Origin of the sequence: Streptomyces pactum (genome assembly GCF_016031615.1) — a bacterium.
Classification (GTDB): Bacteria; Actinomycetota; Actinomycetes; order Streptomycetales; family Streptomycetaceae; genus Streptomyces; species Streptomyces pactus.
This window is the reverse complement of sequence record NZ_JACYXC010000001.1, coordinates 5,440,703-5,453,611: the sequence shown is the minus strand read 5'-3', so window position 1 is coordinate 5,453,611 and position 12,909 is coordinate 5,440,703. Positions and strand designations below refer to the sequence as shown.

The window sequence follows — 12,909 nt, the reverse complement described above, 5'->3', positions numbered from 1 at the left end:
TATCACCGACACGACTTTCTACGTCCCGTAATGCCGCCCGCACTGACGGTCACTCCGGTCGGCCGCTTCCCCTTCGCCCTTGTTGGAGCATCCGGGCCTGTGCTGGAATTCCACGGACCGCCGCGAGACTCGGCCCGGCGCGCAGGGGGAGGAACAGGAAGAGCGAGACGCCGTGCGGCGGTGGCCCTCGGTCTTCCCGACCGAAAGGTGTGCGCGCCGGTTCAACTCACGACCGCTACGGGGGGCCGCGGTCCCCATCGACGACACCGTTCCGCCGGAACTGCGGCGGAACGCCTGGTCCAGAGGTTGCGACGCTAGTGCAGGGACGTTTCAAGAGGGATGGCGTGGGGTCTCCCCAGGCCCAGCAGGGCCGAGGGGATGCTTCGGCGGACCCGGAGCCGCGTGGGACCGACCGCGGCTCCTCACCCCAGCGCGCCCAGGGCACCGGTCGGACGCCGGCGGTCGGCGGCGCGGAGACGGCCCCGGCCGCCGCGCAGCCCGCGCCCGGCGCCGAGGGCGGGAGCACCGAGCGGCCGCAGCCCAGGGTCCCCGTCGGCCCCGGCTCCCGTCTGGCCCTGCGCAACTGGCGCATCAGCACCCGGCTGATCTCCCTGCTGGTGCTCCCGGTGGCCGCCGCCACCTCCCTCGGCGCCCTGCGGATGCAGAGCTCGCTGGACAACATCGAGCAGCTGGACCACATGAAGCTGCTCACCGAGATGACCCAGCAGGCCACGCAGCTGGCCGACGCGCTCCAGGAGGAGCGGGACAAGTCCGCCGGGCCGCTGGCCGGTGACGGCAACGAGAAGAACGACCGCGTGATCGCCACCCGGGAGAACACCACCCGGGCCATCGAGGCGTTCACCAAGGCCGCCGACGAGCTGGACCCCAAGGACGACGCGCTGGTCGGCGTGCAGGCCACCCTGGTGGACATCAGCCAGCAGCTGCAGAAGATCCGCAGCGTCCGCGACGAGGCGTACAACAACCCCGAGTACATCTCGCAGACGGTCCTCAGCTACAACGAGATGATCACCTCGCTGCTGGCGCTCTCCCAGGACATGGCGCAGGCCACCAGCAACCGGGACATGATCACCCAGACCCGTGCGCTGGCCACCTTCTCGGCCGCCAAGGAGTACGCCTCGATCCAGCGGGCGATGATCAGCGCCGCGCTGGCCAACCCCGACGGTCCGCACCTGTCCGCCAACGACAAGCGGTACGGCACCTCCGCGCTGGAGAAGGAGGGCGACGCCCTCACCCGGTTCGCGCAGTTCCACGGCGACGGCTCCTCGGACCTGCTGGAGCCGCTGGACCTGCCCGACATCACCGCGGCCGACAAGTACGCGCAGCGGGTCATGCGGGACAGCGGCGACCGCGGTCTGACCGCCGAGGAGCGCTCCTCGCTCGACTGGTACGACCAGGACACCGTCAAGATCGAGGCGATGTCCAAGATCGAGCAGACGCTGCTGAGCGAGATGGAGCAGAAGGCCCGCGAGCTGCGGGACGAGGCCGAGCAGGACGCCATCCTCAACGGTGCGCTGATCCTGCTGGTGCTCGGCGTCTCGCTGGTCGGCGCCTTCGTGGTGGCCCGGTCCATGGTCCGTTCGCTGCGGCGTCTGCAGGACACCGCCCAGGACGTCGCCCAGAAGCGGCTGCCGGAGCTGGTCAAGCAGCTGTCGGAGTCGGACCCGCAGGACGTGGACACCTCCGTGGAGTCGGTCGGTGTGCACAGCCGGGACGAGATCGGCAAGGTGGCCGCGGCCTTCGACGACGTGCACCGCGAGGCGGTCCGCCTCGCCGCCGAGCAGGCGCTGCTGCGGGGCAACGTCAACGCGATGTTCACCAACCTCTCGCGCCGCAGCCAGGGCCTCATCCAGCGCCAGCTGTCGCTCATCTCCGAGCTGGAGTCGCGCGAGGCCGACCCCGACCAGCTGTCCTCGCTGTTCAAGCTCGACCACCTCGCCACCCGTATGCGCCGGAACGGTGAGAACCTCCTGGTCCTCGCGGGCGAGGAGCCGGGCCGCCGGTGGACCCGCCCGGTCCCGCTGGTGGACGTGCTGCGCGCCGCGGCCTCCGAGGTGGAGCAGTACGAGCGCATCGAGCTGAGCTCCGTGCCGGCCACCGAGGTCGCCGGCCGGGTCGTCAACGACCTGGTCCACCTCCTGGCCGAGCTGCTGGAGAACGCCACCTCCTTCTCCTCGCCGCAGACCAAGGTCAAGGTCACCGGCCACGCGCTGCCGGACGGCCGGGTGCTGGTGGAGATCCACGACACCGGTATCGGCCTGTCGCCGGAGGACCTGGCCGCGATCAACGAGCGGCTGGCCAGCCCGCCCACCGTGGACGTCTCGGTGTCCCGGCGGATGGGCCTGTTCGTGGTCGGCCGGCTGTCGCTGCGGCACGGCATCCGCATCCAGCTGCGCCCCTCCGACTCCGGCGGCACCACCGCGCTGGTCATGCTCCCGGTGGACGTCGCGCAGGGCAACAAGAAGCCCGGCCCGGGCAGCACCACCGGTTCCGGCAAGCCCGGCGCGGGTACGCCGGCCCCCGGCCGGAGCGGCCCGGGCGGCGGACCGGCCGGGGCACCGCCCCGGCGGCAGGTCCCGGGCTCCGGAGCCCGGCCGGCGCTCCCCGGCACCGGCGGTCTACCCGGCCGGCCCGGTGCGGGCGCCGGTGCGCCCGGCGCGGCCCGCGGCGGCGCGTCCGGCGGCAGCCTGTTCGACGCGGGCCGCCCCACCGCGGAGCCGAAGGCCCCGGCGGCCGGCGGCCGTCCGGCGCTGCCGGTCCGCGGCAGCGGCGACGGCCCCACCGTCGCTCCGCCGACCGGTGTGCCGCAGCGCGCCGCCGGCGACGCCGGCGAGACCCGTACCGGCCTGCCGCAGCGCGGCCCCGCGCCGGAGCTCCCCTCGCCGCAGCAGCCCGGCACCAGCTGGGGCGCCCGCCGTGCGGCGGCCGGCGAGAACGACGACTGGCCCACCGGGCCCCGCGACACGGTGGACGCCCCGCGCGGTCACGACGAGGCCGAGGCCCCGGGTTCGCTGTTCAGCCGTCCGGCGCGCGACGCCGGCCGCGGTCCGGCCGACACGGGCCGCATCCCGCAGCTCGGCGCCGCCCCGCAGCAGGGTCCCGGCGACACCGGGCAGTTCCCGCAGGTGGAGCCGGGCCGGGGCCCGGGCGACACCGGGCAGTACGCCCGTCCCGACCTCGGCCCCGGCGACACCGGACAGTTCCCGCAGTTCCGGCCGGGCCAGGGCCCGGGCGACACGGGACAGTTCCCGCAGGTCCGGCCCGGCCAGGGCGCGGGTGACACCGGACAGTTCCCGCAGCTCGGCGGAGCCCCGCAGGGCGGCCCCGGCGACACCGGGCAGTTCCCGCAGGTCCGGCCCGGCCAGGGTCCGGGTGACACCGGACAGTTCCCGCAGCTCGGCGGAGCCCCCCAGGGCGGCCCGGGCGACACCGGGCAGTTCCCGCGGTTCCGGCCGGAGGAGACCGGCACCTCGCCGCTCCCCGAGCCGGGCCGGGGACCCGGTGACACCGGGCAGTACGCCCGTCCCGACCTCGGCCCCGGCGACACCGGACAGTTCCCGCAGTTCCGGCCGGGCCAGGGCCCGGGCGACAGGGGACAGTTCCCGCAGGTCCAGCCCGGTCAGGGTCCCGGCGACACCGGGCAGTTCCCGCAGGCCGGAGCCGGTCACGCGCCGCAGGACACCGGACGGTTCGCCGTGCCGGAGTCCGACCCGGCCGACGCCCTCACCGGGAAGCTGGAGGCGCTGCCCGCGCCCGGCCCCGGCGACGACCGGACGCCGATCTTCGACACCATCGAGTCCAACTGGTTCCGCGGCGGCACCGACGGCCGCGGGATCGCGGTCCCGGAGCACGCGGACGCCCCGGCCACCGGGTCGCCGCGCCGTGAGCCGGGCCCGTCCGCCCCGGAGCGGGCCGGCCGGGACACGGCGCCGGAGTGGGGGTCCTCCCCCAACGACGAGCGGTGGCGCCGCGCCGAACAGGTGCGGGTACCGGCCGCCGGCGGAGTCACGGCATCCGGTCTGCCGCGCCGTATCCCCCGCGCCAACCTCGTGGAGGGCACCGCCCAACAGCAGCCCCAGCAGGCCGGTCCGCAGGTGTCGCGTGCACCCGATGACGTGCGCGGCCGGCTGACCAACCTGCGACGGGGTATCCAGCAGGGCCGACAGGCCGGATCCGGTCCGGACGGCAACCGAGATCGCGGCCTCGGCCCGACTTACCAGCAGGAGCGTTAGTTGAGCCCGATGAGCCAGGCGGCGCAGAATCTGAACTGGTTGATCACCAATTTCGTGGACAACACCCCCGGGGTGTCGCACACGGTGGTGGTCTCCGCGGACGGACTTCTCCTCGCGATGTCCGAAGGTTTCCCCCGCGACCGCGCGGACCAGCTGGCGGCCGTCGCCTCCGGTCTGACCTCGCTGACCGCCGGGGCCTCCCGCATCTTCGAGGGCGGCTCGGTCAACCAGACCGTGGTGGAGATGGAGCGCGGCTTCCTCTTCATCATGTCCATCTCCGACGGGTCCTCGCTGGCCGTCCTGGCCCACCCGGAGTGCGACATCGGCCTGGTCGGCTACGAGATGGCGCTGCTCGTGGACCGCGCGGGCAACGTCCTCACCCCCGACCTGCGCGCCGAGCTCCAGGGCAGTCTGCTGAACTGACCGCCCCCCTGACCCGTCCGTCCCGCCCGGCCCGCAGGCCGGGCGCCCCCCACCGGCACCGACCGACGGCACCCACCGTCACCTTGCTGTCCCGACCGGAGGATTCATGACCCCGCCATCCGCCTCGCCCGGCCCGTACGGCGGCCATCATCACCACGCGCCGTACGGGGGCGAAGGCGACCAGCCCCTGGTCCGTCCGTACGCCATGACCGGTGGCCGGACCCGGCCGCGCTACCAGCTCGCCATCGAGGCGCTGGTCAGCACCACGGCCGACCCCGCCCACCTGCAGGGGCTGCTCCCCGAGCACCAGCGGATCTGCCACCTGTGCCGGGAGGTCAAGTCGGTCGCCGAGGTCTCGGCGCTGCTGAACATCCCGCTCGGCGTGGCGCGCATCCTCGTGGCCGACCTCGCGGAGGCCGGGATGGTGGCCATCCATCAGCCGGGTGGCAGCGCGGAAGCGGGTGGAACGCCGGACGTGACACTGCTGGAAAGGGTGCTCAGTGGACTTCGCAAGCTCTAGCGGGGCGACGGCCCGCTCCACCACCTCGGCCAAGATCGTGGTGGCGGGCGGCTTCGGCGTGGGCAAGACCACGTTCGTCGGCGCGGTCTCGGAGATCAACCCGCTGCGCACCGAGGCCGTGATGACCTCGGCCTCGGCCGGCATCGACGACCTGAGCCACGTGCAGGACAAGACCACCACCACGGTGGCGATGGACTTCGGCCGCATCACGCTCGACGACGATCTGATCCTGTACCTGTTCGGCACCCCGGGCCAGGACCGCTTCTGGTTCATGTGGGACGACCTGGTACGCGGCGCGATCGGCGCCGTGGTGCTGGTCGACACCCGCCGGCTGGCCGACTGCTTCCCCGCCGTGGACTACTTCGAGAACAGCGGCCTGCCGTTCGTCATCGCCCTCAACGGCTTCGACGGCCACCAGCCGTACACCCCCGAAGAGGTCCGCGAAGCCCTCCAGATCGGCCCGGACACGCCCATCATCACCACCGACGCGCGCCACCGCAGCGAGGCGAAGAGCGCGCTCATCACCCTCGTCGAACACGCCCTGATGGCGCGGCTGAAGTAGCCGGACGGCGGCCCTTCGCGCCGGGCCCCCGGGCGGGCTGTGTCGTGTGACACGGCCCGCCCGGGGGGTTCATAACGTTTCGACGCAAGAAAAATCCCCCATCGGGCACGCTTCGCGCACAGGTTGTTTCACAGCGCAGCCAATGTCCCGGCTTTTTGCAATCTCTCGACCCCGATGCCCTTTTCGTCCCCGCGGTTGGTCACTCCGGGTGCCCGGCTGCGGGTGTTTGGAATGCGCACGCCCCCCGTGCTGGAATTCCCTGAACTGGGCAGTAAGGGCTCAGCTGAGAACGGCACGACACCAGGTGCCGACGCCGAGAGGTTGTTGGTCGAGTGAGGCGAAGCAAGCCCGACTCCGCACAGCAGGCGAGGGGGAACTTCACCCCGCCGCCGCGCACCGCGGCATCGCCCGCCGAGGTGCCGGAGAACCCCGCCCCCATCGACAAGGCGGGACGTCTGTCCCCCGCCAACTGGCGGGTACCCACCCGTCTGAACGCCATTCTGCTCATCCCGGTCCTGGTGGCCCTGGTCTTCGGCGGTCTCCAGGTGGAGTCGTCCATATCGACCTGGAGCCAGGCGCAGGACGCCGAGCGCACCGCCCGCCTGGTGCGGGCCGCGGCCGGCTACAGCCACGCGCTGATGAACGAGCGGGACCTGAGCGCCGAGCCGCTGCTGGCCGGGGGCGACGACAGCGCGGTGGAGCAGGCCCGCGCGGCGACCGACACGGCGGCCGCGGAGTTCCACCGCCAGGTCGCCGACATGCCGGACACCGCCAGCCTCAAGCGCCGGCTGAAGGCGTTCGAGGCGGTCGAGCCGAAGCTGGAGGGGCTGCGCCGCAACGCGTACACCCCGGAGCTGGGCGGCATCCAGACCCAGGAGGGTTACGTCCAGGTCCAGCACCCGCTGATGGAGTTCGCCAACGAGCTGGGCCTGGGCACCGGCAACATCACCTCCTACGGGCGGACCGTCTACGCGATCTCGCTGGCCCAGGCCGCTGAATCGCTTCAGCGCTCGCTCGGTGTCCAGCTGCTGGTGAAGCCCGGGCCGTCCGCGGAGGACCGCCGGGCCCAGCTGACCGCCCTCGCCTCGTACGCCTACCTGGAGAAGATCGCGCTCGACGAGTTCTCCTCCGGCGGTATGGAGGCCGACGTCGCGCGGCTGGAGGAGACCCTCGCCACCACGGACAAGGAGCTCAAGGAGCGGATCGAGCGGCAGCGGCAGGAGGCCGAGGCGGCCGGGAAGGAACGGTTCGTCACCCCGCCGTCGATGGAGCGGATGGTGCGCACCATCGCGGACACCGAGGCGAAGGCGTCCGCCCTCAAGGAGCAGGGCATCACCCCGGAGACCTGGTTCGAGACGGCCACCGCCAAGTTCGACGCCTACCGCGAGGTGGAGGAGTACCTGGCCGACAAGGCGGTGGACGAGGCCGCGCAGATCTCCTCGGACGCCAGGCGCGACGCCATCGTCACCTCCGCGATCGTGCTGGTCGCGCTGCTCGCCGCGTTCGTCATCGCGGGCATGATGGCCCGCGCCATGAGCCGCAGCATGCGGCAGCTGCGGAAGGCCGCCGCCGAGGTGGCCGAGGAGCGGCTGCCCTCGCTGGTCGATCAGCTGTCGCGCACCGACCCCGGCCGGGTGGACACCCGGGTGGAGCCCATCCCGATCGCCACCCGCGACGAGATCGGCGAGGTGGCCCGCGCCTTCGACCAGGTGCACCGGGAGGCGATCCGGCTCGCCGCCGAGCAGGCACTGCTGCGCGGCAACGTCAACGCGATCTTCACCAACCTCTCCAGCCGCAACCAGGGGCTCATCGAGCGCCAGCTGGAGCTGATCACCGGCCTGGAGAACAACGAGGCCGACCCGGACCAGCTGGCGAACCTGTTCAAGCTGGACCACCTGGCCACCCGTATGCGCCGCAACGGCGAGAACCTCCTGATCCTCGCGGGCGAGGAGCCGGGCCGCCGCTGGACCCAGCCGGTGCCGCTGGTGGACGTGCTGCGCGCCGCCTCCTCGGAGGTGGAGGACTACGGGCGGATCGAGATCACCGGGGTGCCGGAGAGCGAGATCCACGGCCGGGCCGTCACCGACCTGGTCCACCTGCTGGCGGAGCTGCTGGAGAACGCCACCGCGTTCTCCTCGCCGAACACCAAGGTGGAGGTGGCCGCGACGCGGCTGCCGGACGGCCGCGTCATGATCGAGATCCACGACCAGGGCATCGGCCTGACCGCGGAGGACTTCGCCGACATCAACCACAAGCTGGCGAACCCGCCGACGGTGGACGCGGCGATCTCCCAGCGGATGGGCCTGTTCGTGGTCGGCCGCCTCGCCGACCGGCACGGCATCCGGGTCCAGCTGCGCCCCTCGGGCGAGCAGGCGGGCACCACCTCGCTGGTGATGCTGCCGGACGCCATCACCCACGGTGGCGGTGGCGAGGAGCTGGCGGAGGACGACTTCACGGTCTCCCGGATCGTGCCGGAGCAGCCGTACGCCACCCAGCAGACGCCGGCGGTGCGGACCGCCGCGGAGCTGGGGTTCGACGACGCCTCCTACGCCGCCGGGCAGGCGGCCGGGGCGCCCGGCGCCCACCCGGTGGTCCCGTCCTCCTCCCCGGAGGGCGGCCCGGCCGCGCCGGACCCGGCGGGCTACCCGGGGCCGGACTATCCGGAACCGGGATACCCGGATCGGGCGGAAGATCCACAACAGTCGTACTTCGACTACAACTCCCCCGCGGCACAGGCCGGATGGGCAGATACCGGTTCGTATCAGACTCCGTACGACACCTCGTACGGTGCGCAACCGGAACCCATGCCCAGCATTCCCGAAGTCCCGGCGGAGCGCGTAGAGTTCACCCATCCGGGATCTTCCCCGAGCGACGGCGCACCGGTGACCGACGCGGGTCTGCCGCGGCGTTCCGGGCAGTGGCCGGAGCCCGGGGACGGTGCGGCGGACGCGCCGGGCTTCGGCCCGGGGCGGACGCCCGGGCAGCGGCCCGCGGCGCCGGAGCGGCAGGAGCCGGCGGCCGGCCGGGACACGTCGGAGGAGAACGCCCGGTGGGCGTCTCCGAACGACGAGCGCTGGCAGCGCGCCGAGCGGCTGCGGGAGCCGAAGGCGGGCGGGGTCACCTCCTCGGGGCTGCCCCGCCGGGTTCCCAAGGCCAACCTCATCGAGGGTTCGGCGGCCCAGTCGTCCTCGGGCGGTCCGCAGGTCTCCCGGGCTCCGGAGGACGTGCGCGGGCGGCTGAGCAACCTGCGGCGCGGTGTCCAGCAGGCCCGTACCGCGGGTACCGACGGCAGCACCTCGCAAGACCAGCATGACCAACAGGGCTACGGCCCCGGCAGCACCTACGATCAGGAGCGTTAGTGTGAGCCCGATGAGCCAGGCGGCGCAGAACCTGAACTGGTTGATCACCAATTTCGTGGACAACACCCCCGGGGTGTCGCACACGGTGGTGGTCTCCGCCGACGGACTCCTCCTCGCGATGTCCGAAGGTTTCCCCCGCGACCGCGCGGACCAGCTGGCGGCCGTCGCCTCCGGTCTGACCTCGCTGACCGCCGGGGCCTCCCGCATCTTCGAGGGCGGCTCGGTCAACCAGACCGTGGTGGAGATGGAGCGCGGCTTCCTCTTCATCATGTCCATCTCCGACGGGTCCTCGCTGGCCGTCCTGGCCCACCCGGAGTGCGACATCGGCCTGGTCGGCTACGAGATGGCACTGCTCGTGGACCGCGCGGGCAACGTCCTCACCCCCGACCTGCGGGCAGAACTGCAAGGCAGCCTTCTCAACTGACCAAGAGACAGTGCGTTCAGCGCCACCGCGCCATAGGGTGCGGTGGCGCGACCGCAAAACCGGCGAGTTGGAGGAGGACCCGTGGAGACGACGCCCGGCGGATACCCGTACCAGCCCGATCAGGGGTACCAGCCACCGCACAACCCCCCGCTGCGCCGGTTCAACTTCCCCTCCTCCCCCAGCCACCGCCGGCCCGCCGCCCCCGCGCAGCCGGGGGCCGGGCCGGGGCGGTGGCCACCAGCCGTACGTGGAGCCGGTCCGGCCCGTGGACACCGATCCGCCGGCGGCGGACCCGTCCCCGGCCGCCGGGCACCATCCGCTGGTGCGCCCGTACGCCATGACCGGGGGCCGCACCAGGCCCCGCTACCAGCTCGCCATCGAGGCGCTGGTCAGCACCACGGCCGATCCGTCCCAGCTGCAGGGCCAGTTGCCCGAGCACCAGCGGATCTGCCAGCTGTGCCGGGAGATCAAGTCGGTGGCCGAGATCTCCGCACTGCTCGCCATACCCCTCGGCGTTGCCCGCATCCTCGTCGCCGACTTGGCGGAGGCCGGCTTCGTCGCCATCCATCAGCCCGGCGGCGACGAGTCCGCCGGTGGACAGCCTGACGTGACATTGCTCGAAAGGGTGCTCAGTGGACTTCGCAAGCTCTAGCGATGCAGCTCGCTCCACCACCTCCGCGAAGATCGTGGTGGCGGGCGGCTTCGGCGTGGGCAAGACCACGTTCGTCGGCGCGGTCTCGGAGATCAACCCGCTGCGCACGGAAGCCGTGATGACCTCGGCCTCGGCGGGGATCGACGACCTGACGCACGCGCCCGACAAGACCACCACGACCGTGGCGATGGACTTCGGCCGCATCACGCTCGACCAGGACCTGATCCTGTACCTGTTCGGCACCCCGGGCCAGGACCGCTTCTGGTTCATGTGGGACGACCTGGTACGCGGCGCGATCGGCGCCGTGGTGCTGGTCGACACCCGCCGGCTGGCCGACTGCTTCCCCGCCGTGGACTACTTCGAGAACAGCGGCCTGCCGTTCGTCATCGCCCTCAACGGCTTCGACGGCCACCAGCCGTACACCCCCGAAGAGGTCCGCGAAGCCCTCCAGATCGGCCCGGACGCCCCCATCATCACCACCGACGCGCGCCACCGCAGCGAGGCCAAGAGCGCGCTCATCACCCTCGTCGAACACGCCCTGATGGCGCGGCTGCGCTGAGCCGGTCCGCCCGGCCGCGGGGATCCGCGGCCGGGCCGGCGCGCGACGCACCGGGTCCCCGCCTCCTGTGGGAGGACGGGGACCCGGTGCGTTGTGCGGCGCGCGTGGCGCGGCGGGGATCAGATCTGCCAGCTGTGCGGGGCGCGGAAGCCGGGCCGGCGCTCGGGCCGGCTCCAGCCGGCGGTGCTGCGGCGCGGCCGGACGGTGGCGCCGGTGCGGTGTGCGGCACCGGCGGCGGCCCGGGCCAGGAGGACCGCGGTGACCGCGGCCAGTTCCTCGGGACCGGCGTGGCCCTTCTCCACCCGGACCAGCGTGGCGGCCGTGGCGGCGGGATCAACGGATGTGCTCACGGTGGTTCTCGTCTCCATCGGATGGGTCGGTACGGCCGCGGGGCGCCGGCGCCGGTACGGCTTCCGCCGTGCGGCGCCGGGCGCCCGGTGCGGCCCCGGACGTCGTGGCTCGCGGCCCGCCGCGTTACTGCGGCGGGTTCCCGTGCTTGCGCGAGGGCAGGTCGGCGTGCTTGGTGCGGAGCATCGCCAGCGACCGGATGAGCACCGCACGGGTGTCGGCCGGGTCGATGACGTCGTCCACCAGCCCGCGCTCCGCCGCGTAGTACGGGTGCATCAGCTCGGACTTGTACTCCTTGACCATGCGGGCGCGCATCGCCTCGGGGTCGTCCGCGCCGGCGATCTGGCGGCGGAAGATGACGTTGGCCGCGCCCTCCGCGCCCATCACCGCGATCTCGTTGGTGGGCCAGGCGTAGGTGAGGTCGGCGCCGATGGACTGGGAGTCCATGACGATGTACGCCCCGCCGTACGCCTTGCGCAGGATCACCGAGATCCGCGGCACGGTGGCGTTGCAGTACGCGTAGAGCATCTTGGCGCCGTGCCGGATGATGCCGCCGTGCTCCTGGTCCACGCCGGGCAGGAAGCCGGGCACGTCGAGCAGGGTCACCAGCGGGATGTTGAAGGCGTCGCACATCTGGATGAAGCGCGCGGACTTCTCCGACGCCTCGATGTCCAGCACCCCGGCGAGCGACTGCGGCTGGTTGGCGATGATGCCGACCACCTGGCCGTCGAGCCGGGTGAGGGCGCAGATGATGTTGGTCGCCCAGCGCTCGTGGACCTCCAGGTACTCGCCGTCGTCGACGATCTCCTCGATGACCTTGCGCATGTCGTAGGGGCGGTTGCCGTCGGCCGGGACCAGGTCCAGCAGCGCCTCGCCCCTGCGGTCCACCGGGTCCTCGGACTCCGCCACCGGGGGGTTCTCCCGGTTGTTCTGCGGCAGCAGCGACAGCAGGTAGCGCACCTCCTCCAGGCACGACTCCTCGTCGTCGTACGCGAAGTGGCACACCCCGGAGGTCTCGGCGTGCACGTCCGCGCCGCCCAGCCCGTTCTGGGTGACCTTCTCACCCGTCACGGCCTGGACCACGTCCGGGCCGGTGATGAACATCTGCGAGGTCTCGCGGACCATGAAGACGAAGTCGGTGAGGGCCGGGGAGTAGGCGGCGCCGCCGGCGCACGGCCCGAGCATCACGCTTATCTGCGGGATGACGCCGGACGCCTTGGTGTTCCGCTGGAAGATGCCGCCGTAGCCGGCGAGCGCGGAGACGCCCTCCTGGATGCGGGCACCGGCACCGTCGTTGAGCGACACCAGGGGCGCGCCCGCCGAGATGGCCATGTCCATGATCTTGTGGATCTTGGTGGCGTGGGCCTCGCCCAGCGCGCCGCCGAAGATCCGGAAGTCGTGGGCGTAGACGAAGACGGTGCGGCCGTGCACCGTTCCCCAGCCGGTGATCACACCGTCGGTGTAGGGCCGTTTGGCCTCCAGCCCGAACCCGGTGGCCCGGTGCCGCCGCAGCGGCTCCACCTCGTTGAAGGAACCCTCGTCCAGCAGCAGATCGATCCGCTCCCGGGCGGTCAGCTTGCCCTTGGCCTTCTGGGCCTCGGTCGCCCGCTCGCTCGGACCGCGCCGTACCTGCTCGCGGATGGCGTGCAGCTCGGCGACGCGCCCGCGGACGTCACTCGCCTCTTCGGGCGCACCTTCGAGATTGGTCATGGAACGACGGTACGTGCCCGGGGCCCGGGAGACGCATGTCGGTTTCATACAACGTCACACGCGTTTTGGTGGGCAGGCAGAACAGAACTGCTCTGTGGGTTT

Annotated in this window: 10 protein-coding genes; 8 read left to right on the top strand and 2 right to left on the bottom strand. The window is 72.4% G+C overall.

Going from position 1 to position 12,909, the window contains the following annotated elements; translation table 11 throughout:
- Positions 1 to 317 precede the first annotated feature (317 nt).
- From IHE55_RS21440 to IHE55_RS21405, 8 genes are all read left to right on the top strand, one after another.
- Entirely contained in the window at positions 318 to 4,250 is a 3,933-nt protein-coding gene (locus IHE55_RS21440) for a sensor histidine kinase (protein WP_372442708.1), read from the top strand.
- A 9-nt stretch (positions 4,251 to 4,259) separates the two neighbouring features.
- Positions 4,260 to 4,673, top strand: a complete 414-nt coding sequence (locus IHE55_RS21435) for a roadblock/LC7 domain-containing protein (protein WP_197992152.1) — start codon at positions 4,260 to 4,262, stop codon at positions 4,671 to 4,673.
- 106 nt (positions 4,674 to 4,779) lie between these two features.
- The gene (locus IHE55_RS21430; RefSeq protein ID WP_197990506.1) at positions 4,780 to 5,193 is read left to right on the top strand and encodes a DUF742 domain-containing protein; all 414 of its coding nucleotides are present in this window, start codon (positions 4,780 to 4,782) and stop codon (positions 5,191 to 5,193) included.
- Positions 5,174 to 5,755, top strand: a complete 582-nt coding sequence (locus tag IHE55_RS21425) for a GTP-binding protein (protein WP_197990505.1) — start codon at positions 5,174 to 5,176, stop codon at positions 5,753 to 5,755. The genes IHE55_RS21430 and IHE55_RS21425 overlap by 20 nt, the downstream gene beginning before the upstream one ends.
- Before the next feature lie 332 nt (positions 5,756 to 6,087).
- Positions 6,088 to 9,114, top strand: coding sequence for a nitrate- and nitrite sensing domain-containing protein (locus IHE55_RS21420; protein WP_197990504.1), 3,027 nt, complete (start codon positions 6,088 to 6,090; stop codon positions 9,112 to 9,114).
- A gap of 10 nt (positions 9,115 to 9,124) precedes the next feature.
- Positions 9,125 to 9,538 carry a roadblock/LC7 domain-containing protein gene (locus tag IHE55_RS21415; RefSeq protein WP_197992152.1) on the top strand — a complete coding sequence of 138 codons (414 nt, stop codon included), beginning with the start codon at positions 9,125 to 9,127 and terminating at the stop codon, positions 9,536 to 9,538.
- Positions 9,539 to 9,656: 118 nt separating this feature from the next.
- Positions 9,657 to 10,190: a DUF742 domain-containing protein gene (locus IHE55_RS21410; RefSeq protein ID WP_372442776.1), complete on the top strand. Its 534-nt coding sequence runs from the start codon at positions 9,657 to 9,659 to the stop codon at positions 10,188 to 10,190.
- The gene (locus IHE55_RS21405) at positions 10,171 to 10,749 is read left to right on the top strand and encodes a GTP-binding protein (protein WP_197990503.1); all 579 of its coding nucleotides are present in this window, start codon (positions 10,171 to 10,173) and stop codon (positions 10,747 to 10,749) included. The genes IHE55_RS21410 and IHE55_RS21405 overlap by 20 nt, the downstream gene beginning before the upstream one ends.
- 119 nt (positions 10,750 to 10,868) lie before the next feature.
- Here the strand turns inward: IHE55_RS21405 and IHE55_RS21400 are convergent, their stop codons facing one another.
- Positions 10,869 to 11,099, bottom strand: coding sequence for an acyl-CoA carboxylase epsilon subunit (locus tag IHE55_RS21400; RefSeq protein ID WP_307826767.1), 231 nt, complete (start codon positions 11,097 to 11,099; stop codon positions 10,869 to 10,871).
- 124 nt (positions 11,100 to 11,223) lie between these two features.
- On the bottom strand, positions 11,224 to 12,807 hold the full coding sequence (locus IHE55_RS21395; RefSeq protein WP_197990501.1) for an acyl-CoA carboxylase subunit beta: 1,584 nt from the start codon (positions 12,805 to 12,807) through the stop codon (positions 11,224 to 11,226).
- Between the last annotated feature and the right edge of the window lie 102 nt (positions 12,808 to 12,909).